The organism is Pelomonas cellulosilytica, assembly GCF_021353265.1.
Lineage (GTDB): Bacteria > Pseudomonadota > Gammaproteobacteria > Burkholderiales > Burkholderiaceae_C > Pelomonas > Pelomonas cellulosilytica.
The window spans coordinates 472764-497236 of the sequence record NZ_JAJTWU010000002.1 but is presented as its reverse complement, the minus strand read 5'-3'; the positions used below and the strand labels follow the sequence as shown (position 1 = coordinate 497236).

The following is a 24473-nucleotide window of genomic DNA, read 5'->3' as shown; positions in this document are numbered from 1 at the left end:
CGATGCGACGCGATTGGGCCGACTACTCGGTCACCGAATATGTGCTGTGCGGGCTGTTCTTCGCCAGTGCGGCGGTGTGCTTCCTCTATGCCGGCCATGCGTGGGCGCAGGACGAGCCGTTCGATGCGATGGAGCAGGCCGGCGGCGGCCTGTTGCTGCTGGCCGGCAGCGTGGACCCGGTGCGCTACGTGCTGGACCTGCTGACCTGGCTCTGGCACCGCCGTGAACCGGCCGGGCGGGACACCTGGATCACCCGCAGCGCCGCCGGCCTGGGGCTGCTGATGTGGGCGGCCGGCCTCGCCGGCAACTGGCTCGCCGGCGGGCCTTAGGCGGCGACGACCCGCGCCAGCGCCTGCGCCAGCGCCTGCTGCGAGCGCAGCACTTCGTTGACGCCCGCGTCGGCGAGCCACTGCGCCTCCTCGCCCGTGTGCGCGACGACGGCGCAGCGCAGCTGCGGGTTCAGCTGCCGCGCCAGGGCCAGCATCGCCGGCACGCCGCGCACGTCGGTGACGGCGATGACGAGCCACGCCGCCTGGGCGATGTGCGCCTGCACCAGCGTCATCGCCTCGGAGGCCTCGCCCAGCACGGCCGCGTGCCCGGCGGCGCGCAGCTTCTCGACGACATCGCGGTCGCGGTCGATGACGACCAGCGGGCGGCTGCCCAGCTCGTCGTGCAGCGCCGTGCCCAGGCTGCCATGGCCCACCAGCACGATCTGGCCGGCCAGCGCGCTCTGCGGCGTGTCGGCCGGCAGCTCGCCCAGTGGGTCGTCGCGGGCCTCCAGCCTGCGCGCCCAGGCCGAGCGGCTCAGCACCCAGCGCCGCAGCGGCTCCACGCCCGAGAACAGCAGCGGGTTCAACGCGATCGACACGATGGCGCCGGCCACGACGAGGCTGGTCGCCTCGGCCGGCACGAGGTTCAGACTCTGGCCCAGGCCCAGCAGGATGAAGCTGAACTCGCCGATCTGCGCCAGGCTCACCGCCACCGTCAGCGCGGTGGACAGCGGGTACTTCAGCAACAGCACCAGCGCACCGGCCGCCACCGTCTTGCCGACGAGGATGACGGCCACAGTCGCCAGCACGGCCAGTGGCTGCTGCACGAGGATGCGCGGGTCGAACAGCATGCCCACGGCGACGAAGAACAGCACGGCGAACGCGTCTCGCAGCGGCAGGCTCTCGTGCGCTGCGCGCTCACTGAAGGCCGACTCGCGCAGCACGAGGCCGGCGAAGAATGCGCCCAGCGCGACGCTGACGCCGAACAGCGCCGCCGCGCCTACCGCGAGGCCCACGGCCGCGGCGACGGTGGCCAGCGTGAACAGCTCGCGCGAGCCGGTGCGGTTGACCTGCCACAGCATCCACGGCAGCAGGCGTCGCCCCGCCACCAGCATGATGGCGACGAACGCGGCCACGGCCAGCAGCGTCGTGATGATGGTGAGGGCCAGGCTGCCGCCAGAGCTGCCCTCGCCCGGGCCGCCCAGCACAGGCATCAGCACCAGCGCCAGCACCATCGCCAGGTCTTCCACGACGAGCCAGCCCACGGCGATGCGGCCGTTGCCGGTGTGCAGCAGCTCGCGCGCCTCTAGCGCCCGCAACAGCACCACCGTGCTGGCCACCGACAGCGCCAGGCCAAAGACGAGCGATGCGCCCAGGCTCCAGTCCCACCAAAAATGGGCCAGACCGGCGCCCATGGCCGTGGCAGCCGCCATCTGCACGAGCGCGCCCGGCAGCGCGATGCCCTTCACCGAAACCAGGTCGTGCACCGAGAAATGCAGCCCCACGCCGAACATCAGCAGCATGACGCCGACCTCCGACAGCTGCTGCGCCAAGTGCACGTCGCCGACGAAACCGGGCGTGTACGGCCCGATCAGCACGCCCGCCAGCAGATAGCCCACCAGCGCCGGCAGCCGGGCCCACTGGGCCAGCAAGCCCAGCACCAGGGCGAGGCCGAACGCGGCGGCCAGCGTGGAGATCAGCGTCATGCCGTCGTGCATCGGGGTCCTTTCGGTCAGGGCGCGATCAGCTCGCGCTCGGTGAGGATGAGGGTCAGCGCCCGGTCATGCGGCTCGACGACGAAGACCGCCTCGGCGCCCGACCAAGCCAGGCCGATGGTCGTCACGCCCGGGTGCTCGGCCAGCCAGCGGTCGAAGAAGCCGCCACCATAGCCCAGACGGAAGCCGTCCCGCGTGAAGCCCACGCAGGGCACCAGCACGACATCGGGCACGGCCAAGGCGCCGGTCGCCGTGGGGATGTCGAATTCATCCCGGACCGCCGGCGGCGCGCCGTCCCAGCGGCGGTACTGCATGGCCACCGGCTCGCGGCGGGCGAAAGGCAGCGCGCGCAAACCGGGCAGCGAGCTGACGTCGAACTCGCCCTCCAGCGGCCAGTAGACGCCCAGCAGCTCGGGCTCCAGCTGTGCCAGCAGCGGCAGCAACGACTGCCGCACGGCCTGCTCTGCCGCGGCGAAGGCCGGCGTGGCGGCAAAGGCGCGGCGCCCGGCCAGCAGGCCGCGGCGCAGGAGGGAACGGTCGACGGAGGAAGGCGGTGTCATCGGCGCAAGGGTCACATGGGCTCAGGCCCATTGGAACCCAGCGCGCAAAAGACCCCTCAGTACGCCCCCTCAGTACGACCCCGCAGTACGGTTCCGCAATCCGCCCCCGCAGCCGGGCGGGCCGCGTCAGCGCTGGCGGCGGCGCGCCACGGCCAGGCCGCCGAGGCCGGTCAGCCACAGCAGACCGACGCCGGGCTCGGGCACGGCGGTGATCTGGAACACGAAACCGTGGTCCCGGTAGTTGAAGTCGCCGCCGCCGGACAGGTCCTCGAAGGCGACGTGCGTGCCCGCCGGCACGAGGCTGTCGCCAGCGTAGGCGGACGCCCAGGCGTGGTTGAGCGGGCCGGCGCCCGGGCCGTCATGGTTCAGCGCGGGGTCGGTGTAGTAGCGCGCCGCGCCTGAATCCACGTCGAGGAAGAAGACGATGGTGTCGCCCGCCGAGACCGTGCCAAGCTTGAAGCTCGCACCGTAGGCGCTGGTGTGGTTGTTCAGGCCGATGGGGCCGTCGACGCCATTGATGCGCGCGCCGACGAGGTTGGTGAGACCGCCAGCGAAGCCGGTGTAGTACGCCACGAGCTGGCCGCTCGACGCGGCCACGAAGCTGGGCGTGGCAGGCGCCTCGCCCGAGCCACCGGACTCTCCCCAGCTCGCCGGGACGGCCCAGGTGCCCAGGCTCAGCAGGGCGGCAGCAGTGCCGAGCGCGACACGAAGCGGCAGCGTCTTCATGACTTGTCTCCTTGTGGTGTGTCACAAGGGTAGGCGCCGGGGTAGCGCTGTCTCAAGCCCCTAGGACGTGGCAAACCCCCTGGTCATGTGGAGCGGGGATCCCCTAGGTTAAATTCGTCAGCCTGGCAGGCGTGGGCAGGAGCATGGGGTGGCGCGAATGATCAAGGCGGTGCTGGCGATGGGGATGGCCCTGGCGCTGTCGGCGCAGGCTGCACCGGCGCCCGCCGACAGCGACCTGGCCGTGCAGGCGCGCGACGCATGGGTCAAGCGCGACCGCCAGCGCCTGGCCGCGCTGGCCGAGGCCGCCCGGGCACAGAACCACCCGCTGGTCGGCTGGGTCGACTACTTTGAGCTCAATGCCCGCCTCGCCGAGGCTCGCCAGCCCGACCTCGACGCCTTCTACGCGCGCTACGCCGGCAGCTACGTGGAGGACCGCCTGCGCAACGACTGGCTGCTGGAACTGGGCCGCCGCCGCGACTGGGCCGGCTTCAGACGTGACCATGCCGGCTACCAGATGCGTGACGACCGCGAGGTGGCCTGCTACGCGCTGCTGGCCGAGCACCTGGCCGGCAACAAGGTCAAGCCTGATACCGCGCAGGCCGCATGGATGGCGCAGAAGGATGGCGACGATGGCTGCAACCTGCTGGCCAGCACATTCGTCGACGCCGGACTCTTCAAGCCGGACATGATCTGGGCCAAGGCGCGCCTGGCCACCGAGCAGGGGCGGCCGCGCGCGGCGAAGCAGGCGGTCGCGCTGCTTGCAGCCAAGCCGCTTGACCAGAAGCTTGCCGAGCTGCAGGACAACGCCGGCCGCTTCCTGACCCGCAAGGCCCGCGCGTCGCCGCGACCGGAGGCCGAGCTCACCGCGCTGGCGCTGGTGCGCGTGGCCGCCGCCGACCCCGGCCAGGCCGGCGACGTGCTGACCGAGAAATGGAGCCGCCTGCCCAAGGACGTGCAGGCCTGGGTGTGGACGCAGGTGGGCCGACAGTCGGCGCTGCGGCTGCAGGACGATGCGCTGGCTGCCTACGACCGCGCGCTGAAGCTCGCGCCCGACGTGGCGATGAGCGACGACACGCTGGCCTGGCAGGCCCGTGCCGCGCTGCGCGCCAAGGCGCCGGCCACGGCGCTGCGCGCCATCGAGCAGATGAGCGCCGCCGAACAGCGCGAGCCGGCGTGGGTCTACTGGCGCGCCCGTGCCACACGCATGCAGGGCGACGCGGCCGGCGCCCGCGCGCAGCTCGCCGCGCTGGCCACGGCCACGCCCGCGGCGCCGCTGAACTACTTCAGCCGCCTCGCCGCCGAAGACCTCGCGCTGCCGACGCCGCTGCCGCCGGCCCCCTCGCCGCTGACGGCCGACGAGCGCCGCAACGCGCGCAGCCACCCGGGGCTGCAGCGCGCGCTGACGGCCATCGGCCTGGGTCTGCGCAGCGAAGGCGTGCGCGAGTGGAACTTCTCGCTGCGAGGCATGAACGACCGCGCGCTGCTGGCCGCCGCGCAGGAAGCCTGCGACCGCGAGGTGTGGGACCGCTGCATCAACACCAGCGAGCGCACGAAGACCGAGGTCGACATCACGCAACGCTTTCCGACGCCACACCGCACCGAGCTGCTGCGCGAGGCCCAGACGGCAGCGCTGGACCCGGCCTATGTCTACGGTCTGATTCGCCAGGAGTCGCGCTTCGTGCTTGACGCGCGCTCCCACGTGGGCGCCGCCGGCCTGATGCAGGTCATGCCCGCCACGGCCAAGTGGACGGCCAAGAAGGTGGGCCTGAACTACAACGCCGAACTGATGCATGACCGCGACTTCAACCTGCGCATCGGCACGCAATACCTGAAGCTGGTGCTGGACCGCTTCGACGGCGCGCAGGCGCTGGCCGCCGCGGCCTACAACGCCGGCCCCAACCGGCCGGCCCGCTGGCGCGACGGCCCCGTGCTGGACGCCGCCATCTGGGCCGAGAACATTCCGTTCAACGAGACGCGCGACTATGTCCGCAAGGTGCTGCTGGGCGGCGCCATCTACGCGCAGGTGCTGGGCCTGCCTGCCGCATCGCTGCGCGAGCGGCTGGGCGCCAGCGTCGGCCCGGCGGGCGCCCGCGCGGCCGACATCAGCGACGTGCCGCCCGCAGCGGTTGGAGGTACTGCCCCATGAGCCTGTCCGTCCTCGTGCTTGGCGGCAGTGGCTTCGTCGGCCGCGCGCTGTGCGAGCAGCTGACGCGCCACTTCGGGGGCGCCGCCCGCATCACCGTGCCGACGCGGCGGCTGCCGCATGCCCGCGACGTGCAGTCCATCCCCGGCGTGACGGTCGTGCAGGCCGATGTCTTCCGCGACCTGCCCCGGCTCGTGCCAGGGCATGACGCGGTCGTCAACCTGATCGCCATCCTGCAGGGCAGCGCCGCGGCCTTCGAGCATGTGCACGTGGAGCTGCCGCGCCGCCTCGTCGCTGCGGGCGCGCGCCGGCTGGTGCACGTCAGCGCGCTGGGCGTGGGCGAGCAGGCGCCGTCGCGCTATCTGCGCAGCAAGGCTGCGGGCGAAGCGGTTCTGCGGCAGGCGGCCGATGCCGGCGGGCTGGCGCTGACGGTCGTGCGGCCGTCGCTCGTCTTCGGCGAGGGGGACAGCAGCGTCAACCTGTTCGCATCGCTGCAGCGGCACTTCCCGCTAATGCCGCTGGGCGGCGCGGACGCGAAGCTGCAGCCCGTCTGGGTGCAGGACCTGGCCCGCGCGCTGGTGCAGACACTGCTGCGCCGCGAGGCCATCGGCCAGACCTACGAGATCGCCGGCCCCGAGGTGCTGACGCTGGCGGACCTCGTGCGGCTCGCCGGCCGCGTTGCCGGCCACCCGCGCCCGGTGTTGCCGCTGCCGCATGCCGTGGCGACGCTACAGGCGCTGGCCATGGAATGCCTGCCCGGCGAACCGCTGCTGTCACGCGACAACCTCGCGTCGCTCAGCGTTCCGAACGTCGCCAGCGGCACGAAGGCGGGGCTGGCCGAGCTGGGCATCCGGCCGTCGTCGCTGGGGGCCGTGCTGCCGACCTATCTGGCGGACGATGCCGGCATCGCGCGACTCAACGCGTGGCGCGGCAAGCATTGATCCGTTGCGCATTGCTCATCACGCACCGGCCTCGCGGTCCGTAAGCTTGCGGCGTCCCACACGCGAGGCTCCATGAAGCTCTACATCGGCAACAAGAACTACTCCTCCTGGTCCATGCGCAGCGGCGTGCTGCTGGCGGCCTTCGGCATTCCCTTCGAAGAGGTGATGCTGCGCTTCGACTTCAGCCCCGGATCCGACTGGCACCGCATCATCCCGGGCGTGAGCCCGACGAAGCGCGTGCCGGTGCTGGTGGAGGACGACGGCTTCGCCGTCTGGGACACGCTGGCGATTGCCGAGTACGTCGCCGACCGCCATCCCGAACACGCGATCTGGCCACGCGCCCCGAAGGCCCGCGCTCGCGCGCGCAGCCTGTGTGCCGAGATGCATGCCGGCTTCACGCGGCTGCGCACCGTCTGCCCGATGAACATCGAGGCCTTCTTCCCCGACATCGGCGCGAAGCTGTGGGCCGAGGACGAGGCCCTGCGCGCCGATGTGGCGCGGCTGGCTGCGGCCTGGAGCGACGCACTGGCGGCCAGTGGCGGACCGTTCCTGTTCGGCGCCTTCGGCGCGGTGGATGCGTATTTCGCGCCGGTGGCGGTGCGCCTGAGCCGCTTCGGGCTGCCTGTGCCGGAGGCCGCCGCGGCCTACCGCGATGCGCTGCTGGCCCATCCGGCCGTAGAGGACTGGGTGGCCGAGGCGCTGCGGGAGCAGCACTTCGTGCCCGAGGACGAGCCCTATCGGACCACGCGCTGAACGCGCCTCACGGCGTGCCGCCGCACTTGGCGAGGTTGTGCCGGGCCGCGGCGATCAGCGGCCGCGCGGTATCGGCATCCGATGGTGCGAAGCTGAAGGGCTCGGCATCGCCAGGCTGCGTCAGGCTCTCGGCGTCGTCCAGCACGGCTTGCGACAGCTTCTGGCATTCGGCGGCGCGTCCGGCATGTGACGCGGCGATGGCGGCATCGTTGCGCCAGCGCCAGACGTCCGCCCAGGCCATCGTCTTCTCGCAGGCGTCGAGGCCTTGCGACCACAGCTGCAGCGCCGCGTCGAAGCGTTTGCCACGGTACGCCTGCAAGCCCTCCTGCTGACGGCGCTGCAACGCACTGCGCGTGCAAGCGGCGATGAGCGGTGCGTAGTCGCCCTCGAACCAGGCACGGGCGCCGCAGTTCTCGCGGCAGGCGTCACGCGCGGCCTCGTCGACGACGACCGTGAGCGTCCCCTGCCCCTTGGGCTGCAGCTGGAAGCGGCAGGCCTCGGCCTCGGCGCGATCTCCCTGCGAGCCGACCAGCGTGGCCTGCACGTCGCAGCTGTGGCCGTTGATGCCGACGACCTCTATGGCGACCGTGCGTTTGGCGCGGTCGAGCAGCAGGCGGCCCCACCCGGCATCGGTGCCGTACTCCACCGGCGCGGCGACGGCCAGCATCGGCACGCAGGCGCTGAGGACGAGCCAGGAACACAGGACGCGGCGCATGACACGGCAAGACAGTGGAAGAAGCAGCAAAGGTAGCATCCCGCCCATGACCGACAACCGCAAAGCGCTGGTGCTTTTTTCCGGCGGCCAGGACTCCACGACCTGCCTGGCCTGGGCGCTGGACCGCTTCGCCGCCGTGGAAACGCTGGCGTTCGACTACGGCCAGCGCCATCGCGTCGAGCTGGACTGCCGCACCACCGTGCGCGCCCGGATCGCCGCGCAGTTCCCGGCCTGGGCCGGCCGGCTGGGGGCGGACCACCTGCTGGACCTGTCGCTGCTGGGCCAGATCAGCGATACCGCGCTGACCAGCGAACGCGCCATCGAGCTGCAGGCCAACGGGCTGCCGAACACCTTCGTGCCCGGCCGCAACCTGCTGTTCCTGACCTTCGCCGCGACGCTAGCCTACCGCCGCGGCGCCAGCGTGCTCGTGGGCGGCATGTGCGAGACCGACTTCTCCGGCTATCCCGACTGCCGCGACAACACGATGAAGGCGTTGCAGGTGGCGCTCAGCCTCGGGCTGGACGCACCCATGACGCTGGAGACGCCGCTGATGTTCATCGACAAGGCGGCCACCTGGCGCTTGGCCGAACAGCTGGGCGGCGAGGCGCTGGTGAAGCTCGTCGTCGAGGACACGCACACCTGCTATCTCGGAGAGCGCGGCCAGCTGCATGCCTGGGGACACGGCTGCGGCCACTGCCCGGCGTGCGAGCTACGCGCCAAGGGCTTCGCGGCCTACCGGGCCGGCGCATGACGGCCTGGCAATGGGCCGGCGTCGCCGCGGCGGCGCTGCTGTTCTTCTGGGGCGTAGGCGCCTACAACCGGCTGATGGCGCTGCGCAACGCCATCGGCGATGCGTTCACGCAGCTGGACACGCACCTGAAGGAACGCGCCGAGCTGTGCGATCGGTTACTGGACGCGGTCGCCCCGCGCCTGCCGAGCGAACAGGCCACGTTCGACGCGCTGACAAGTGCACAGACCGAGGCTCAGGCCGCCACGCAGGCCGCCCGCGCCAAGCCGTGGGCGCCCGACCCGGTGGGCAGCCTGGCGGTGGCCAGCGCGCTGCACGCCGCAGCGCTGACGCGGCTGCTGTCGCTGCTGGATCACCAGGCCGAGCTGCGCAGCGAGACCGCCATCGACGCACTGGTCAGCGAGCTGAAGCTGGTGGAACGCCAGCGAGCCTTTACCCGCCAGGTCTTCAACCAGGCGGTGGGCCAGTACAACGAGGCGCTGAACCAGTTCCCGACGCGGGTGCTGGCGAATCTCTACGGATTCAAGGAAGCGCGGTCGCTGTGACCGGTCGAGGCGCTCAATGCACCTCGATCGCCCCCGACGCGCACATCTCCTTGAACAGCGCGTCCATCGCCGCACCACTGATCGCGTACGGGTCAAGCTTGCCGGTCTCGGAGTACTTCAGCAGCAGCGCCGGGTTGAGCCGGTGCAGGTTGACATGGCCCATCGTCCAGCCGGGGAAGGCCCGCTCGACGATCTCCTCGTAGCCCAGCAGCACCACGTCACGGTGGCGATGGTCTTCGACGATGCGCTTGTAGCGGGCGTTGACGGCATTGCGACCACCCTCCAGCACCTGCACGAAGACACCGTCGGAGAAACACAGCAGGCCGGTGATGCCCTCGGCCGGGTTGTGCTCCCGCGAGGCCTTCAGGATGGCGGTGAAGTCGGCGTCGGTCATCGCCGCGGTGGCGCGGCTGGCGTACATCAGGCGGACAAGCATGGTTCAGCCCTTGGCAATCAGTGACAGGAATTCGCGCCGCAGGTTGGCGTCCTTCAGGAACGCCCCACGCATGACGCTGTTGGTCATCTTGGACTGGCTGTCCTTCACGCCGCGCCAGTGCATGCAGAAGTGGTCGGCCTCCATGACGAGGGCGAGGCCATCGGGCTGCACACGCTCCTGCAGCTCGTTGGCGAGCATCGTGACGGCCTCTTCCTGGATCTGCGGGCGGCTCATGATCCAGTCGCACAGCCGCGCGTACTTGGACAGGCCGATGAGGTTGGAGTGCTCGTTGGGCAGCAGGCCGATCCAGACTTTGCCCATGATGGGGCACAGGTGGTGCGAGCAGGCACTGCGCACGGTGATCGGGCCGACGATCATCAGCTCGTTGAGCCGGCTGACGTTGGGGAACTCGGTGATGGACGGCGCCGCGGCGTAGCGACCGGCGAAGACCTCGCGCACGAACATCTTGGCGACGCGCTTAGCCGTCTCCTGCGTGTTGTGGTCGCTGTCGGTGTCGATGACGAGGCTCTTCAGCACCTCCTGCAGCTTGGCCTGCACCTCGGCCTGCAGGGCATCCAGCTCGCCGGGCTGGATGAAGGCCGCGATGTTGTCGTTCGCATGGTGGCGACAACCGGCCGAAATGAGGCGGTAGCGGATGCGCTCGGAGACGGGCTGGTCCGGCGGCAGGTCAGGCGGCATGTCGGGGGCGGCAGCGTTCATGGGCGCGGATTGTGTGGTGAAAGGCACTTCTACACTGGCGCAATGTCCCAAAGCCCCCAGAGTCCTCCGCTGCACCGACTGCTGTCCCAGGCCGCGGACGCGGTGCAGGGCGTGCGCGACGGCCGGTCGCTGACCGAGCTGCTCGCCAAGGTGCCCGCCGAACTGCGCCCCGGCACCCAGGCGCTGGCCTTCGCCGCGCTGCGCCGCCTGGGCAGCGCGGAGTCGGCACGCCAGCTGCTGGCCCCCAAGGCGCCGCCACCGCGCGTCGACGCGCTGCTGCTGGTGGCGTTGGCACTGCTGTGGCCCGAACCGCAGACCGACCCGATGTACGCCAGTCACACGCTGGTCGACCAGGCCGTGCACGCCGCCAAGGTCCGCGCCCCGGCGAGCGCCGCTTTCATCAACGCCGTGCTGCGCCGCTTCCTGCGCGAGCGTGACGCGCTGGTGGCGGCGGCCGAGCGCAGCCCGCTGGGCGCCTTCAACCACCCGGCTTGGTGGGTTGAGAAGCTCAAGCAGGACTGGCCGGCGCAGTGGCAGGCCATCCTCGCGGCCAGCAACCGGCCACCGCCGATGACGCTGCGCGTGAACGCCCGGCGCAGCTCGGCAGCCGACTACGTCGAGCGGCTGGCCGGGCTCGGCATCGGCGCACGCGTCCTTGGCGCCACGGTTCCGCAGGCGGTCATGCTCGACAAGCCGGCGCCGGTGACGGCCCTGCCCGGCTTCTCCGAGGGGCTGGTGTCGGTTCAGGACGCCGCCGCCCAGCTCGCCGCACCTCTGGTCGTCGGAACCGCGTTGCGCCCTGGCGCCCGTGTGCTCGACGCGTGCGCCGCCCCCGGCGGCAAGACGGCCCACCTGCTGGAGCTGCAGCCCGACCTGCGGCTCGCCGCGCTGGACGCCGACGCCGTGCGGCTGCTGAAGGTGCAGGACAACCTCAACCGCCTGCAGATGACGGCCACGCTGAAAGCCGCCGATGCCCGCCAGCCCGCCACATGGTGGGACGGCCTGCCCTTCGACGCCATCCTGCTGGACGCCCCCTGCAGTGCGTCGGGCATCGTGCGCCGCCACCCGGACGTGCGCTGGCTGCGCCGCCCCGACGACATCACCGCGCTGGCCCAGGTGCAGGCCGAGCTGCTGGACGCGCTGTGGCCGCTGCTGGCCCCGGGCGGCCGGCTCGTCTACGCCACCTGCTCGGTGTTCAAGGCCGAGGGCCAGGCCCAGCTCGACGCATTTTTGCAACGCCGGCCCGACGCCAAGTCCTGCACCGTGGCCGGGTTCACGGGACACCTGCTCCCCCTGGTCGAGAATGCGCCTCCGGTCCAGCCGCCCCCGGACGGCTTTTTCTACGCCCTGCTCCAGAAGTCCTGAGTGACCCTCGCCCGCGCCGTCATCGCCGCCTTGTTCGCCCTGCTCCTGGCCCTGATCCAGGCGCCGGCGCAGGCCCAGGGCGTCGAGCTGGCCCAGCTGACGACGCGGCGGGCCGACGACGGGCTGGAGCTGAGCTTCACGACCCGCTTCGAACTCAGCCGCTCGGCCGAGGACGCGCTTCACAAGGGCGTGCCGCTGTACTTCGTCGCCGAGGCCACGGTGCTGCGCAGCCGCTGGTACTGGCGTGACGCGCGCGCCGGCCAGGTCGAGCGCACCTGGCGGCTGGCGTGGCAGCCGCTGACGCGGCAGTACCGCGTCTCCACCGGCGGCCTGCACCAGAGCTTCCCGACGCTCGAGGAGGCGCTGACCGTGCTGCGCGGCATCAGCGGCTGGCGCATCGCCGAGCCCAAGGACATCGAGGACGGTGGCAGCTACTACCTCGAGTTCAACTACCGGCTGGACGTGACCCAGCTGCCGCGGCCCATGCAGATCGGCCTGCAGTCGGGCTTTGCATTGGGCGTCGAGCAGAAGCGCTACTTCGCGCCCGACTTCTCCCTGAAATGACCAGGATGGCGCGCTGGGGCTGGGTCATCACGCTGGTGACCCTCACCGGCGTGGCCGGCGTGCTGGCCTTCGTGCTGACCGTCGGCACCACCTCGGAACGCGGCTTGTTCGAGCGCCACTACCACTGGCTCTACTGGGTCAACGTGGCCGTGGCCGCGGTGCTGACGCTGGTCATCCTGACGGCCGCCGTGCGGCTGGTCGTGCGCGTGCGGCGCGGCCGATTCGGCAGCAAGCTGCTGTTCAAGCTCGCTGGCATCTTCGCGCTCGTCGGCGTCGTGCCGGGGCTGATGATCTACGCGGTGTCCTACCAGTTCGTGAACCGCAGCATCGAGACCTGGTTCGACGTGCGGCTGGCCAGCGCGCTGGAGGCCGGCCTCAACCTGGGCCGCGGCACGCTGGACACGATGGTGTCCGACCTTGCCACCAAGACCCGCGACGCCGCGGACCAGATGGCCGACAGCGCAACGCCGCAGCTGCTGGCGCTGGAACGCGTGCGCGACAAGCTCGGCGTGCGCACCGTCGCCCTGGTCGGCGGCAACGGCCAGATCCTGCTCGAAAGCGGCGGCGACACCCACCAGCTCACACCCGACCGGCCGAGCGCCGCGCTGCTGCGCCAGGCCCGCGGCCGCGCGCCGGCCAGCCAGCTCGAAGGCCTGGAGGATGAAGCCGCGGCGCTGGAGGGCGGCGCGCAGATCCGCGCGCTGGCACTGCTGCCCAACACCGAGCTGCGACTGGGCCTGGGCGAGCGCTACCTGATGGTCATCCAGCGCATTCCGGCGCCGGTCGTCGCCAACGCGCTGGCCGTGCAGGCCGCCAACAACGAGTACCAGCAGCGCGCGCTGGAGCGCGTTGGTCTGCGCCGCATGTACCTGGGCACGCTGACGCTGGTGCTCATCCTGGCCGTGTTCGCCGCGCTGCTGCTGGCCGTCACGCTCGGCAACCAGCTCGCGCGGCCGCTGCTGATGCTCGCCGACGGCGTGCGCCAGGTGGCGCAGGGCGACCTGTCCGTGCGGCCGGTGCTGGCGTCGCGAGACGAACTGGGCGGCCTGACGCGCTCCTTCGCCGACATGACCGGCCAGCTGGCCGACGCTCGCGCCCAGGTCTCGCGCACCGTGGCCGAGCTGGACGCCGCCCGCACCCACCTGCAGACCATCCTCGACAACCTGACCGCCGGCGTGCTCGTCTTCGACCCCGAAGGCCGCATCGAGACCGTCAACCCCGGTGCAACGCGCATCCTGCGGCTGCCGCTGTCGGCCTACGTCGGTCGACCTCTGTCGGATGTGCCTGGCCTGGCCGAGTTCGCCGCGGCGCTGACACAGCGCTTCGAACAGCACCTGGGGCCCGACCCCGCCGAGCGTGACATGGACCGCGAGCTGTGGCAGGAGTCATTCGAGCTGCAGCTGGACCCCAAGCAGGGGCCGCTCGCGCTGCTGGTGCGCGGCGCGCCGCTGCCCTACGCGGCCCGCCTCGTCGTCTTCGACGACATCTCCGAGGTCGTCTCGGCGCAGCGCTCGGCGGCGTGGAGCGAGGTCGCACGCCGCCTCGCGCACGAGATCAAGAACCCGCTGACGCCCATCCAGCTGTCGGCCGAACGGCTGCAGCACAAGCTGGAATCCAAGCTGGAAGGCGCCGACCAGGCCATGCTCACGCGCTCCGTCGCCACCATCGTCAACCAGGTGCAGGCGATGAAGCAACTGGTCAACGAGTTCCGCGACTACGCCCGGCTGCCCTCCGCGACGCTGAAGGCGCTGGACCTCAACGCGCTGGTGCAGGAGGTATTGAGCCTCTACGCCGAGGCGCAGGAGAAAGGCCGCCTAGTGCCGCGGCTGTTCCCCAACCTGCCACCCATCAAGGGCGACGCCAGCCAGCTGCGCCAGGTCATCCACAACCTTGTGCAGAACGCACTCGACGCGGTGCAGGAGCGCCCCGACGGCCGCGTGACGGTGCGCTCGTCGCTGTCGCTGACGGAGACCGGCGCGCCGCGCTCTGTGAGGCTGCACATCGTCGACAACGGTCCCGGCTTCGCCGAGAAAGTGCTCAAGCGCGCCTTCGAGCCCTACGTGACGACGAAGACCAAAGGCACCGGCCTGGGCCTGGCCGTCGTCAAGAAAATTGCAGACGAACACGGTGCCCGCATCTCGCTGCGCAACATCCATCCCCCGTCCGATGCGGGTTCTCCCCCTGAAGATGGCTCGGAGCCCCCCGTGATCGGCGCGCAAGTTTCGCTATCATTTTCCAATCTGGCGCCTGCCACCGAGCCCGGTGCCGCAAGCGCCAAGACCTAAGGATTCATGGCCACCATTCTTGTTGTCGACGACGAACTGGGCATCCGCGCCCTGTTGTCAGAAATCCTCAGCGACGAGGGGCACACCATCGAGCTTGCCGAGAACGCCGCCCAGGCGCGGGCGGCACGCGAGCGCATGCGCCCCGACCTCGTGCTGCTGGACATCTGGATGCCGGATGTCGACGGCGTCACGCTGCTCAAGGAGTGGGGCGGCGCCGGCCTGCTGACCATGCCCGTCATCATGATGAGCGGTCACGGCACCATCGACACAGCGGTGGAGGCCACCAAGTTCGGCGCCATCGCCTTCCTCGAAAAGCCCATCACACTGCAGAAGTTGCTGCGCGCCGTCGAGCAGGCACTGGTCAAGACCGCACCGCCGCGTCCCGCGCCACCGGCCGTCGGCATGCCCAGCTACACCGCCCGCCCGGACCCCATCGGCCTCGGCATGGCGCCCCCGCCGATCGCCCAGGGCATCGGTCTGTCGGGCCACCTGCAGGGCGCCGGCAGTGGCGCGGGCGCCGGCAACCATGCTCTGGCGTCGGAGCAGAGCTTCGAGCTCGACCGCCCGCTGCGCGAGGCTCGCGACGCGTTCGAAAAGAGCTACTTCGAGTTCCACCTCGCCAAGGAAAACGGCTCCATGACCCGCGTGGCCGAGAAGACCGGCCTGGAACGCACCCACCTATACCGCAAGCTCAAGCAGCTGGGCGTCGATCTCAGCCGCAACAAGCGCGGCGCCGGCGGTTGACGCGCCATTGCTGTGCTATAGTCGCGGACTTCGCTGAGCGGCCAACGGCTTGCTCGGTGCACAGAACAAGGCCAAGTAGCTCAGTTGGTAGAGCAGCGGATTGAAAATCCGCGTGTCGGTGGTTCGATTCCGCCCTTGGCCACCAAAAGCGCAGGCCCCTGATTTCCATCGAAATCAGGGGTTTTTGCTTTCTGGGTCTCCTCGGCGTTGCCGCCGGTGTCCGCTGGTCCGCCCATGGGCCTTGGGCAGTTTCGAATCCCCGTGGGTTGATTGATCTGTCAAGGACCCGCCTGTGGCCACTGAACGCACTCCCCTGCACGATGAACTGCTGGCGCTCGTCGCCAGGAGCCTTTGCACCCGCACACTGACCCTCTTCGCGCACGAGTCCCAGCTGGATGGCGAAAGCCTGAAGGACGCCGTGGAACGGTATGAAGTCGACTACGCCTGGCGTGTGCTGGGCTCGGAGCGCCTGCGCAACGAGACCGTCGCGCTACTGGACGCCAAGCTCGGGCAGTCAGCGACCGATGCCCAGAAGGCTTGTGTGGCCGACGTGCTGAGGGCCGCCGCTGCGATCCAGTCTTCCGACCTGCTGATGAGCTTCGACAACGACCTGCCCGAGCAGGTAGTGGCTCTGTTGTGCGCTCGGCAGGGGCGTCGCGCGACAGAGGAAGCTGAAGCGGTGAGCTGAAACTCCGCGTGTCCGCCCGGCGTTAACTATTTTGAGCTGCGTGTTGCCTCGCGGAGGAATGTTACCGGGCGAGTTGTTGTCGGCGCGCCTGGTGTATTTCATTTTTTTGCTCAGTCGAAGGCTGTGGGCATGTGGACGAAGGTGGTGGCGGTGGGCAACGCTGCCGCATCGCGGCGCGTTGTCCACGGTCACCACCGGTGCGCCGTGAGGCGCATCGTCCATATGTCCATAGCCCGCCGGGCGCGCAGCGGCCAAGTCAGGCTCCATCTCGACCGTATCGACGACGTTCAAGATCCGTCGCGTGCCGGCGCTCGACCTTGATTCGCTGAACGAGTCCATCCGTCAGGTGAAGGCGTTCTCGATGGCGCGACGCGCGTCGGATGAACTCAGTCCTGAACTGATGTCGACGCCTGTCAGCGTCTGATCGCACCATGCCTTGAACACTGGGGACGCTTGCCGTCCCCTTTTCGTTTGTTGAGGGCAATCATGCTGCCGCCTGTCTAGGCTGATCAAAGAAGCAGCAGGAGCCCCCCAGGCGTCCGACGACGCCATCGCCCAGCAGTCGAAGCTCCAGGGAGGAGTCATGCTCAGTGGGATTGGGAGTCCGGGCCGCGCAGGCCAGGCGTCGCGAGGCGCAGTCGAATCCGCAGGGGGCATCTGAGTGGACGCCAAGCACTACAAGTCGCTCTCCGACATCTTCGGGGCGGTTCAATCGGCGTGCGCGTGGGCAAGTGCATCAACCAGTACACGGTCGCCAAGCACTTCGAGTTCGCCATCACGGACACGCGTCTGGCCTGGAGCCGCAGGGACGACGGCATCGCCGCAGAGGCCGCACTGGACGGGCTGCAAATCCGGCCCAGCAGATGGACAGCGCCCGCTGCGTGCGCAGCTACAAGTCGCTCGCGCAGGTGGAGCGCAACTTCCGCTCGATCAAGACGATGGACCTGAAGGTGCGCCTTGGGTTGTCAGCTGGCCTACGCAAGCGAGTCGAGAAACTGCCTAGCACGTCGCGCTCTTTGTGCCGCAGGAAGTTGATGTAGCGCCTCAAGCAGGCTGGCGACCTCGTCGTCCTCGCAGTAGAGATAGGGGAGCGAAACGCCCAGAGCCTCAGCTATCAACCTTGCGGTGGCAACCGCAGGCTCGTGAACCCCCAGCTCATAGCGGCTGATCCTTGCGCGGCTACTGGACTCATCAATTCCGATGAGAACGCCAACCTTCTCCTGTGACCAGCCCAGCGCCTCGCGCCGAGCGCGCATCCGCCGCCCGACAACAGTTGTCGCTGAACTTTCCCTCGCACTCATGTCACGAGTCTCGTAACAGGCGCATAACGAGTCGTCACGAAATACGTGACATCCACTCTTTGGCGGTCATTGCGCGCCGCGGCCTAAGGAGAGCGATATATGCCGTACTTCTTCTGGACAACCGGCGATTGGTTCAGCGCCGTGCTTTGCTGCCGTTACCTCTTCGTCCGACTCGACAAGCTCCGCATGCCCATGCTGAGAGTCGGGGCGGTCAGGTACGAAGAATGGCACTGGGCGCTCGGCTTCTTCACCGACGGCCAGTTCCAGGTGCTGGGCGCCTGGCCTGACGAAGGCGAGGGGACTGCCCAGCGCATCGCGAAAGACCTCCATGACCGAGGCGTGGAACGCGTCCACGCCGTCGCCGCAGAGGACAGCCTGCTGCAGGCGCTGGAAGCCCTGCTGCCCAAGGTCTGCAGTAACACCACGGCTCAGCTGCTGGAGCCCGACGTCCTGGACTCTCGGATGCACGGGCCCGTTCGCTGGACCGAAGTCGCCTGGCCGCATCTGCAAGGCCGCGTGTCGCGAGCGGCCAAGCGCGAGGGTCCGTTCGCCGACCGCGGCGCAGCTGCCGACTTCCTCTCCAAGGCCTTCCAGCGCGTCAGTCACGATCTGCTCGACGATCGGTATGTCGGTTGGAACAAGCGCTCGGCGCGGTTCGGCCAGGATGCGTTCACTGCCTACAGGGGCCGCGCGGCCTGAGCGCCATGTCCGTCCGACTGCTGAAGAACTGGCCGGACATCCTGGCCAAGGTCAGAGGCGCGCTGCGCCGCCGGGGCCGCACCGAACAGGAGGTCGAAGACCTGGTGCAGGAGGCCTGGCTGCGCCTGGTCCGCTATGACGACGAAAAGCAACCCGTCGACCACCCTGAAGCCTTCCTGATGCAGGTGGCGCTGAACCTGTCCGTCAACCAGTACCGCGAGAGCGTGTGCCGCGGCGAGCACGTGGTGGTGGAAGAGGACGTGCTGATCGACACCGCCCCATCAGCCGAGTCGGTGCTGCTCGCCAAGGAGCGGGTGGCTCGCCTGAGCGTCGGCATCAGCCGCCTGCCCGACAGGACACGCGAGATCTTCTTGGCGCACCGCGTTGATGGGCTGTCGCAGGTGGAGATTGCAAAGCTGTACGGCCTCAACACGACCTCCGTGCACCACCACATTGCCAAGGCCACCCTGCGGCTGACGAGCTGGATGGACGGCTGGTAGCCGTGCCACCGTCACCTGCGCCTGCGCCCGCGCCGGGCGCGCGCGATGAGCCACCGCGTGTGACCCAGGCCATCGCCGCTGAAGCCGCAGTGTGGCTCGCCCGCCGGCACGGACCGGGGAGATCACGGGCGATGGAGTTGGAGTGCCTGGCCTGGCAGGACAAGTCGGCGGCGCATCGACTGGCGTTCGAGCGTTGCGCGGACACATGGCAAGACGTCGCGGGCATCACGTTGTCCGGCTACGCCAGCGCGGCCAACGCGAAGCGCAGGCGGCGTGGGGCAAGACGCTCGACAGGCTGGCGATGGAAGGCGCCAGCCGTCGCCGGATGCGTTGCGATGGCATGGATGCTCGCCCAGACCAACGATGACATCTACACGAGCCGGATCGGAGAACAGCGCATCGTGCCCCTGCCCGATAGCAGTCGCATGTCGCCGAATACCTCGACCCGCGTGCGGGTCGACTTCACGGCCAAGCGAAGAACTGTCAAGGTGGAAGACGGTGAGGTGCTGTTCGAGGTCGCCAAGGACGCCAAGAGGCCATTCGTCGTGCAGGTGGCTGGCACCGAGGTCGTCGCAACGAGCACGGAGTTCCTGGTTGGCTATGACGAAGCAGCAAAGGCTGACGAGGCGCTCGCCGTGACCTTGGTCGAAGGTCAGGTGATCGTCCGGGGTGAGGCGGGCCGGGCGACGCCGTCGCTGGCCGAGCCGGTGGTGATGCAACCCGGGCAGCGGGTGCTGGTCGGTCGATCAGCCCGGGCGCAGATGGCGGTGCAACTGGATCGGCGCCTCATCGACGAGGCGCTCGCGTGGCGAAGCGGGAATGTGGTCTTCAACGGCGTGACGTTGCCGGACGCTGCGGCACAGATGAACCGCTACAGCTCCGTGCCCATCCTTGTTGAAGGGGAAGAACTCAGCCGCATGAGGGTCAGCGGTTCGTTCCGGGCTGGAGACAGTGCAGGCTTCGCCAGAGCGTCGGCTGAAGTCTTCGGCCCCGCGGTACACACGCAAGGTAATCAGCTGGTCCTCGCGTCCAAATAGCTCTGAGCGCGGGCAGACCGGGACTCAGGGCTGACGGGCGGGGGCTGGCCGCTGCTGCCGGTTCGGGACTGGAAGACCTACCGCCGCGGTCGGTGGACTTCGACCAGGCGCTGATGATCTACAGCCTTGGGCCTTTGACATCGATGGACGTGGACCGCGAAGCATTCCGCGCAACGGCCAAGCGCGTCCGGAGACTGGTGGAACTGGCGTCGTCTATGTCGCGTCGCCTGAGCTGCCCCCTGACCCCGTTGCTGGCGACGCAGACTTGTTCCTGCCACGGAGTTGGCGCGGCGTGGAGCGGTCGATTTTGTTCTCGGCCCGACGTGCAAGACCGTCTCAGGAAGTCCCAATGAGCACATCGACGCCCTGCGTTCAGCATGCCCTTGTCGGGCAAGGCCGCGTGCACATACAACCGCCCAACAGGCGCCTCTGGCGCAATCGCCTGGGAGTTGGCAGAGCGGCAAAGCTCGCGTCTTGTGACCATAGCCGACGCCGTCGCCGGCGATGCCCCGCAGAAGCCGGCAAGGCGCGCCCGAGCGATCACCTCGTCAATCGTGTCGCAACGCCCGGCCCGGGGCAGCGCGGCTGGCGTGCAGGGACTGGCCCAGCACGGTCGCGCCGGCGATGGCGGCCGCCAGCAGGCTCGCGCCGAGGAAGTACAGCGGCGACAGCGCGATACGGTCCTCAAAGCCGGCCAGCCATGTCTGCATCGCCAAGAACGCCAGCGGCCAGGCCAGCAGGTTGGCGATCAGCACCGGCCGCAGGAACTGCGCCACCAGCAGTCGCGCGATGTCGGCGGCCGACGCACCCAGCGTCTTGCGGATGCCGATCTCCTTCACGCGCCGCTGGGTGTTGAACGACGTCAGCCCCCAGAGCCCGACGCAACCGATGCCGATCGCCAGCGCCGCCCCCATGCCAAACAGGCGGGTCGCACGGTCGTCGGCCTCGTAGAAGCGCGCCAGTTGGCCGTCGGCCGTCGAAGCCACGAAGGGCACCTGCGGCACCAAGCGCAGCCAGGCCTGTCGCGCCGCGGCCAGCGTGGCCTGCGCGTCTCCGCTGAAGCGCAGCGCGGCGATGGGCTTGGGCGGCCCGTCGCGGTAGTACTGGTAGGCCGTCGTGTCGTCGGGCGTGCGCGGCGAGAAGAAGCGCAGCGGGTCGATGACGCCGATGATGGTGCGGGGCATCGATCCGCCGACGGTTTTGCCGATGGCCTCCTGCGGCGATGCGAAGCCCAGCTTGCGGGCGGCCTCGGCGGTGATGACGAGGTTGCGGCCGAGCTTCCACTTCTGCCAGTCGCTGCCGTCATCGGCCGCGTGCGCATCGTCGAACCAGCGGCCGGCCAGCAGCCGAGGCGCATAGGTCTCGAAGAAGCCCGGGCCCACGAGGAACACCCGGACCGTCACGCCGGGCGGCGGATGACCCGGCATATCAATGGCATCGATCGTGGCATCGCCGTCGACGCCCGCACCAACGTTCGCGCTGCCGACCGCGCGGACACCTGGCAGCTCGCGGAATGCGGCGAGCACGGCGCGGGCCTGCGGAGGGCTGATACCAATCTCGGCCAGCGAAGGCACGACCAGAAGGCCATCGCGCCGAAAGCCAAGGTCGGTCTCGCGCAGGTGCCGGGTCTGCGCGATGAGGACGGCCGTGCCGATGACGAAGGCCGTCGCAAGCGCGAACTGCAGCACCACCAGCGCCTCGCGCACTCGGGCGCCGGCCCGGCCACCGCCGGGCGCCCGGGCAGATGCGAGCACCGCGGCGGCCGGGAAGCGTGACAGCAGCAGTGCCGGATAGCTGCCCGCTGCGAGACCGATGGGCAGCGTCATCGCCAGCAGCGCCGGCACGACCCACACATAGGGCAACGTCAGCGACAGGCCGCCTGCGGCGTTGACCCACGGCAGGCTCAGCTCCGTGAGGATCAGGCCGCCCAGCGCGGCTACAGCGACGATCAGCACGGCCTCGCCGATGAACTGCCGCACGAGCGCCCCCCGGTCCGCGCCCAGCACCTTGCGCATCGCCACCTCGCGCGCCCGCCCACCAGCCTGCGCCGTTGCGAGGTTGATGTAGTTGACGAGTGCGATCAGCAGCGCCATAAGCCCAACGATGCCCAGTGCTGCCACGGTCATCTTGCGACTGGCGCGCTCCGAGCCCTGCGGCTGCAGATGGAGGTCGGCGATAGGCATTAGCGGCAGCGACAGGAACTTCGATGGCTGCGGCCCCATGTTGGTCGCCCGCTTGTCGATCATGGCCGGCAGCGCCTGTTCGAGCGCCAGGCGCGCGGCATCCGTGCCGAAGCGCAGGTAGGTCGCGACCGAGGCCGTGCCCCAGATGTTCCATTGCCACTGCCCCGGCGGCGGCCCCTTGGGCAGCGGGACCAGGATGGCCAACCGCAGCTCGCTGTTGGCCGGCAGGTCCTCGAAGACGCCGGCGATCCGGTAGTTGGCCGGCCAGTCGACCGAGACGCTCAGCGTCTGGCCGACGGGGTCGGTGCTGCCAAAGTACTTGCGCGCCGCCGAGCGACTGATGAGCGCAGCGGACGGATCTTGCAGCGCGTCGGCGCGGCCCTGCAGCATCGTCAGCGCGAACACGTCGAAGAACGACGCATCGACCTGGGCAACGTCTTCTTTGACCGCTTCCGAGCCACGCTGGACGGCGCCACCGTCACGGCCGCCGCGGATGCGGGTGCCGACGAGGCCGGGATGGTCCTCGCGCAGTTGGTCCAGCAGCCCGCCCATCGTCAGCGGATAGGCGCCGCTGAACGGGCTGCCCGGCAGGTCGATGCGGGTCTGCATGAGGTAGACCTGCTCGTGCCCAGGCAGCCAGCGTTCGTAGCTCGTCTCGAACCGGACGTAGAGCGACAGGACCAGGAACACCGCGATGCCCACGGCCAGTCCGCCGATGTTGAGCGCCGCATGCAGGCGGTGGCGGGTCAGCGAGCGGTAAAGCGACAGCAGCGCGAAGCGGTTCATCGTCGCGTCCTCAGATCGCGCGCTGGGCCGAGGCCACGATGCGACCGTCGAGCATGTCGATGCGGCGCCGCGCTAGGTCGGCATGGCTGGGCGAGTGCGTGACCATGATGAGGGTGGCGCCCTCCTCGTTCAGCCCGGCGAGGATGTCCATCACCTGCTCGCCGTTGGCGGTGTCGAGGTTGCCGGTGGGTTCGTCGGCGAGGATGAGCCTCGGGGCGCCCACAATGGCCCGTGCGATGGCGGCGCGCTGCTGCTGGCCGCCCGACAGCTGGTGCGGGAAGTGGCGCGCCCGATGCCCGATGCCCACCTTGTCGATGGCTGCCGCCACCCGCGCCCGCCGGTCGCCGACGTCGGCGCGGTAGGCCAGGCCCAGCGCGACGTTCTCCTCGATCGTCAGCTCGTCGATCAGGTTGAAGCTCTGGAAGATGAAGCCCAGCGTTGACGCGCGGAAGCGGGCCAGCGCCTTCTCGTCGAGCGCCGCGAGGTCCTGGTCGCCGAACAGGTAGCGGCCCGCGCTGGGCCGGTCGATGGTGCCCAGCATGTTCAGCAGCGTCGACTTGCCGCAACCGGACGGCCCCATGATGGCGACGAACTCGCCGGCGTCGACGTGCAGGTCGATGTCACGTAGCGCGGTTGTCTCGACCTCGTCGGACACATAGCGGCGCTGGACTTTCTCGAGACGGATCATGGCGGGGCCTTAGCGGATGTTGAGGAGGTCGCCCTTCACGGACGCGGTACTGGAGGTGACGATGCGGTCGCCGGGCGCCAGCCCGGCCAGGATCTCGACCTGTTCGGGTGTGTGGCGGCCCGTCCTCACCGGGCGGCGGCGAGCGTGCTGGCCATCGGCATCGAGCACAAAGGCGGAGGCGCCAGCGCCGGCATCCAACCAGCCGCCCACCGGCGCGACGAGGGCGGGCGCTGTGCTGCCCAGCGTGATGCGCACATCGAGCGCCTGGCCGCGGTTGAGGCCTGCGGGCGGCGTGCCTTCAAGGGCCAGTTCGACTCGAAATCGCCCGTCCTTCACGGCGGGCAGCACCTTGGCTACGCGCAGCCGCAGCCCGTCTGCACTGGCCGGCTGGCCCACCGCGATGCGGCCGAGGAAGTACTCGTCGACATCAGCCGTCAGCTTCCACTCCCCCTCGCTGTCGACCTGGCCGGCCGGGTCGCCGGGCCGCAGCGCCTGGCCGGGCTGGATCGTGAAGTTCAGCAGGCGCCCGTCGCTGGGCGCGCGGATCGTCAGCGCGTCCAGCCCCGCGCGCACCGCTGACAGGTTGCGCTCAAGTCGGCCGAGCGTGTCGTCCAGCCGCGCACCCTGCGTCTGCGTGATGCGCGCCTCGGCGTCGCGCCCGGCCTGCAGCTGGTCGAGCCGCTGCTGCTGGTAGGCCGCCTCCTCGGCATAGCTTTTCACGCCGGCATCGGACACGAAGCCGGCCTCGTGCAGCTGCTGGCGCACGGCCAGTTCGCGCCGGGCCTTCAGCAATTCGTAGTGGGCCTGCGCCAGCTGGCCGGCGCGGTCCAAGCGGTAGCGCGCAATGCCGAGGTTCTCGCCAGCCACGCTGCCCAGCTGGCTGGCGATCTGCGCCTCGCGCGTCAGCACGTCAAGCCGCAGCGCCGGGTTGGCCAGCGTCGCCAGCGGCTGGCCGCGCGTGACGATGGCGCCGTCCTGCACTAGCAGCGTCTCGACATGCCCGCCGGAGAGCACACCCACCAGCGTCGTCAACCGGGGCACGACCGTGGCCCTCAGCGGCAAATAGTCGGCGAAGGGGGCTCGTGTGACCACCGCCGTGTCCAGGCTCGCGGCGGCGACGTCGGTGGACCCGCTGGCGGGCAGCACATGGGCCACCCAGGCCGCTGCCGCCGCCAGCATCACGGCCCCCGCAGCCACTCGGCCACGCCACCAGGGGCGGGCCGTGCGGTCGACACGGCGGTCCATGCCGGTGTCGCCCACCGTGCCGGCCGCGCCGTTGGCGTGTCCTATCGCTTCGGTCATCATGGCGACAGTGTGGCGGCGCCCCGGGCGGAGGAAGAAATACGTGATGCAGCAAGGACT

25 protein-coding genes and 1 tRNA gene are annotated in these 24473 nt (G+C 69.8%); 16 read left to right on the top strand and 10 right to left on the bottom strand.

Annotation, left to right across the window (positions count from 1 at the left end):
- The first annotated feature begins 2 nt into the window (after window positions 1–2).
- Window positions 3–329, top strand: a complete 327-nt coding sequence (locus tag LXT13_RS06180) for a hypothetical protein (RefSeq protein ID WP_233370846.1) — start codon at window positions 3–5, stop codon at window positions 327–329.
- On the opposite strand, the gene LXT13_RS06175 is transcribed toward LXT13_RS06180, so the two are convergent.
- From LXT13_RS06175 to LXT13_RS06165, 3 genes are all read right to left on the bottom strand, one after another.
- Window positions 326–1987 (bottom strand): cation:proton antiporter domain-containing protein, encoded by a 1662-nt coding sequence (locus tag LXT13_RS06175; RefSeq protein ID WP_233370845.1) that lies wholly within the window; start codon window positions 1985–1987, stop codon window positions 326–328. The two genes, LXT13_RS06180 and LXT13_RS06175, sit on opposite strands and share 4 nt — an antisense overlap.
- Window positions 1988–2001: 14 nt before the next feature.
- Window positions 2002–2544 carry a 5-formyltetrahydrofolate cyclo-ligase gene (locus tag LXT13_RS06170; RefSeq protein WP_233370844.1) on the bottom strand — a complete coding sequence of 181 codons (543 nt, stop codon included), beginning with the start codon at window positions 2542–2544 and terminating at the stop codon, window positions 2002–2004.
- Between the two features lie 126 nt (window positions 2545–2670).
- Window positions 2671–3270, bottom strand: a complete 600-nt coding sequence (locus tag LXT13_RS06165; protein ID WP_233370843.1) for a PEP-CTERM sorting domain-containing protein — start codon at window positions 3268–3270, stop codon at window positions 2671–2673.
- Window positions 3271–3427: 157 nt separating this feature from the next.
- Between LXT13_RS06165 and LXT13_RS06160 the strand changes: the two genes are divergently transcribed.
- The 3 genes from LXT13_RS06160 (at window position 3428) to LXT13_RS06150 (ending at window position 7107) form a co-directional block, all read left to right on the top strand.
- Complete coding sequence (locus LXT13_RS06160) at window positions 3428–5416, top strand: lytic transglycosylase domain-containing protein (RefSeq protein ID WP_233371213.1); 1989 nt, start codon at window positions 3428–3430, stop codon at window positions 5414–5416.
- Window positions 5413–6354 carry a complex I NDUFA9 subunit family protein gene (locus tag LXT13_RS06155; RefSeq protein ID WP_233370841.1) on the top strand — a complete coding sequence of 314 codons (942 nt, stop codon included), beginning with the start codon at window positions 5413–5415 and terminating at the stop codon, window positions 6352–6354. The genes LXT13_RS06160 and LXT13_RS06155 overlap by 4 nt, the downstream gene beginning before the upstream one ends.
- A 72-nt stretch (window positions 6355–6426) precedes the next feature.
- A complete protein-coding gene (locus LXT13_RS06150; protein ID WP_233370839.1) occupies window positions 6427–7107 on the top strand; it encodes a glutathione S-transferase N-terminal domain-containing protein in 681 nt (226 codons plus the stop codon).
- Between the two features lie 7 nt (window positions 7108–7114).
- Here LXT13_RS06150 and LXT13_RS06145 read toward each other — a convergent pair whose 3' ends face one another.
- Window positions 7115–7822 carry a hypothetical protein gene (locus LXT13_RS06145; RefSeq protein WP_233370837.1) on the bottom strand — a complete coding sequence of 236 codons (708 nt, stop codon included), beginning with the start codon at window positions 7820–7822 and terminating at the stop codon, window positions 7115–7117.
- A gap of 46 nt (window positions 7823–7868) precedes the next feature.
- On the opposite strand from LXT13_RS06145, the gene queC reads away from it, so the two are divergent.
- On the top strand, window positions 7869–8573 hold the full coding sequence (gene queC / locus LXT13_RS06140) for a 7-cyano-7-deazaguanine synthase QueC (RefSeq protein ID WP_233370836.1): 705 nt from the start codon (window positions 7869–7871) through the stop codon (window positions 8571–8573).
- Window positions 8570–9115 (top strand): LemA family protein, encoded by a 546-nt coding sequence (locus tag LXT13_RS06135; RefSeq protein WP_233370835.1) that lies wholly within the window; start codon window positions 8570–8572, stop codon window positions 9113–9115. Before queC ends, LXT13_RS06135 begins: the two co-directional genes overlap by 4 nt.
- A 13-nt stretch (window positions 9116–9128) precedes the next feature.
- Here the strand turns inward: LXT13_RS06135 and LXT13_RS06130 are convergent, their stop codons facing one another.
- The gene (locus tag LXT13_RS06130; RefSeq protein WP_233370834.1) at window positions 9129–9551 is read right to left on the bottom strand and encodes a BLUF domain-containing protein; all 423 of its coding nucleotides are present in this window, start codon (window positions 9549–9551) and stop codon (window positions 9129–9131) included.
- Between the two features lie 3 nt (window positions 9552–9554).
- On the bottom strand, window positions 9555–10271 hold the full coding sequence (gene folE / locus LXT13_RS06125) for a GTP cyclohydrolase I (protein WP_233370832.1): 717 nt from the start codon (window positions 10269–10271) through the stop codon (window positions 9555–9557).
- 42 nt (window positions 10272–10313) lie between these two features.
- Here folE and rsmB point away from each other — a divergent pair, with 42 nt between their 5' ends.
- The 7 genes from rsmB (at window position 10314) to LXT13_RS28415 (ending at window position 16341) form a co-directional block, all read left to right on the top strand.
- Window positions 10314–11636: a 16S rRNA (cytosine(967)-C(5))-methyltransferase RsmB gene (gene rsmB / locus LXT13_RS06120; protein ID WP_233370831.1), complete on the top strand. Its 1323-nt coding sequence runs from the start codon at window positions 10314–10316 to the stop codon at window positions 11634–11636.
- Window positions 11637–12200: a DUF4390 domain-containing protein gene (locus LXT13_RS06115; protein ID WP_233370829.1), complete on the top strand. Its 564-nt coding sequence runs from the start codon at window positions 11637–11639 to the stop codon at window positions 12198–12200. It begins immediately after the preceding gene.
- The gene (locus LXT13_RS06110) at window positions 12197–14485 is read left to right on the top strand and encodes a sensor histidine kinase (protein WP_233370828.1); all 2289 of its coding nucleotides are present in this window, start codon (window positions 12197–12199) and stop codon (window positions 14483–14485) included. The genes LXT13_RS06115 and LXT13_RS06110 overlap by 4 nt, the downstream gene beginning before the upstream one ends.
- Window positions 14486–14491: 6 nt before the next feature.
- Complete coding sequence (locus tag LXT13_RS06105) at window positions 14492–15229, top strand: response regulator (protein WP_233370826.1); 738 nt, start codon at window positions 14492–14494, stop codon at window positions 15227–15229.
- Between the two features lie 69 nt (window positions 15230–15298).
- Window positions 15299–15374 (top strand) — tRNA-Phe (locus LXT13_RS06100).
- Between the two features lie 147 nt (window positions 15375–15521).
- Window positions 15522–15917, top strand: a complete 396-nt coding sequence (locus tag LXT13_RS06095; protein ID WP_233370825.1) for a hypothetical protein — start codon at window positions 15522–15524, stop codon at window positions 15915–15917.
- A 301-nt stretch (window positions 15918–16218) separates the two neighbouring features.
- Window positions 16219–16341, top strand: a complete 123-nt coding sequence (locus LXT13_RS28415; protein ID WP_255719290.1) for a hypothetical protein — start codon at window positions 16219–16221, stop codon at window positions 16339–16341.
- Between the two features lie 550 nt (window positions 16342–16891).
- On the opposite strand, the gene LXT13_RS28935 is transcribed toward LXT13_RS28415, so the two are convergent.
- On the bottom strand, window positions 16892–17173 hold the full coding sequence (locus LXT13_RS28935) for a helix-turn-helix domain-containing protein (RefSeq protein ID WP_419964654.1): 282 nt from the start codon (window positions 17171–17173) through the stop codon (window positions 16892–16894).
- 144 nt (window positions 17174–17317) lie between these two features.
- On the opposite strand from LXT13_RS28935, the gene LXT13_RS06090 reads away from it, so the two are divergent.
- The 3 genes from LXT13_RS06090 to LXT13_RS06080 are packed head-to-tail and all read left to right on the top strand — an operon-like array spanning window position 17318 to window position 19454.
- On the top strand, window positions 17318–17917 hold the full coding sequence (locus LXT13_RS06090; protein ID WP_233370824.1) for a transposase: 600 nt from the start codon (window positions 17318–17320) through the stop codon (window positions 17915–17917).
- Between the two features lie 5 nt (window positions 17918–17922).
- Window positions 17923–18417 (top strand): RNA polymerase sigma factor, encoded by a 495-nt coding sequence (locus tag LXT13_RS06085; protein WP_233370822.1) that lies wholly within the window; start codon window positions 17923–17925, stop codon window positions 18415–18417.
- 59 nt (window positions 18418–18476) lie between these two features.
- Window positions 18477–19454, top strand: coding sequence for a FecR family protein (locus LXT13_RS06080; protein ID WP_233370820.1), 978 nt, complete (start codon window positions 18477–18479; stop codon window positions 19452–19454).
- Between the two features lie 548 nt (window positions 19455–20002).
- On the opposite strand, the gene LXT13_RS06075 is transcribed toward LXT13_RS06080, so the two are convergent.
- The 3 genes from LXT13_RS06075 to LXT13_RS06065 are packed head-to-tail and all read right to left on the bottom strand — an operon-like array spanning window position 20003 to window position 24416.
- Entirely contained in the window at window positions 20003–22423 is a 2421-nt protein-coding gene (locus tag LXT13_RS06075) for an ABC transporter permease (RefSeq protein ID WP_233370818.1), read from the bottom strand.
- A gap of 10 nt (window positions 22424–22433) precedes the next feature.
- Window positions 22434–23111, bottom strand: a complete 678-nt coding sequence (locus tag LXT13_RS06070; RefSeq protein WP_233370816.1) for an ABC transporter ATP-binding protein — start codon at window positions 23109–23111, stop codon at window positions 22434–22436.
- 9 nt (window positions 23112–23120) lie between these two features.
- The gene (locus tag LXT13_RS06065) at window positions 23121–24416 is read right to left on the bottom strand and encodes an efflux RND transporter periplasmic adaptor subunit (RefSeq protein WP_233370815.1); all 1296 of its coding nucleotides are present in this window, start codon (window positions 24414–24416) and stop codon (window positions 23121–23123) included.
- Window positions 24417–24473: the final 57 nt, after the last annotated feature.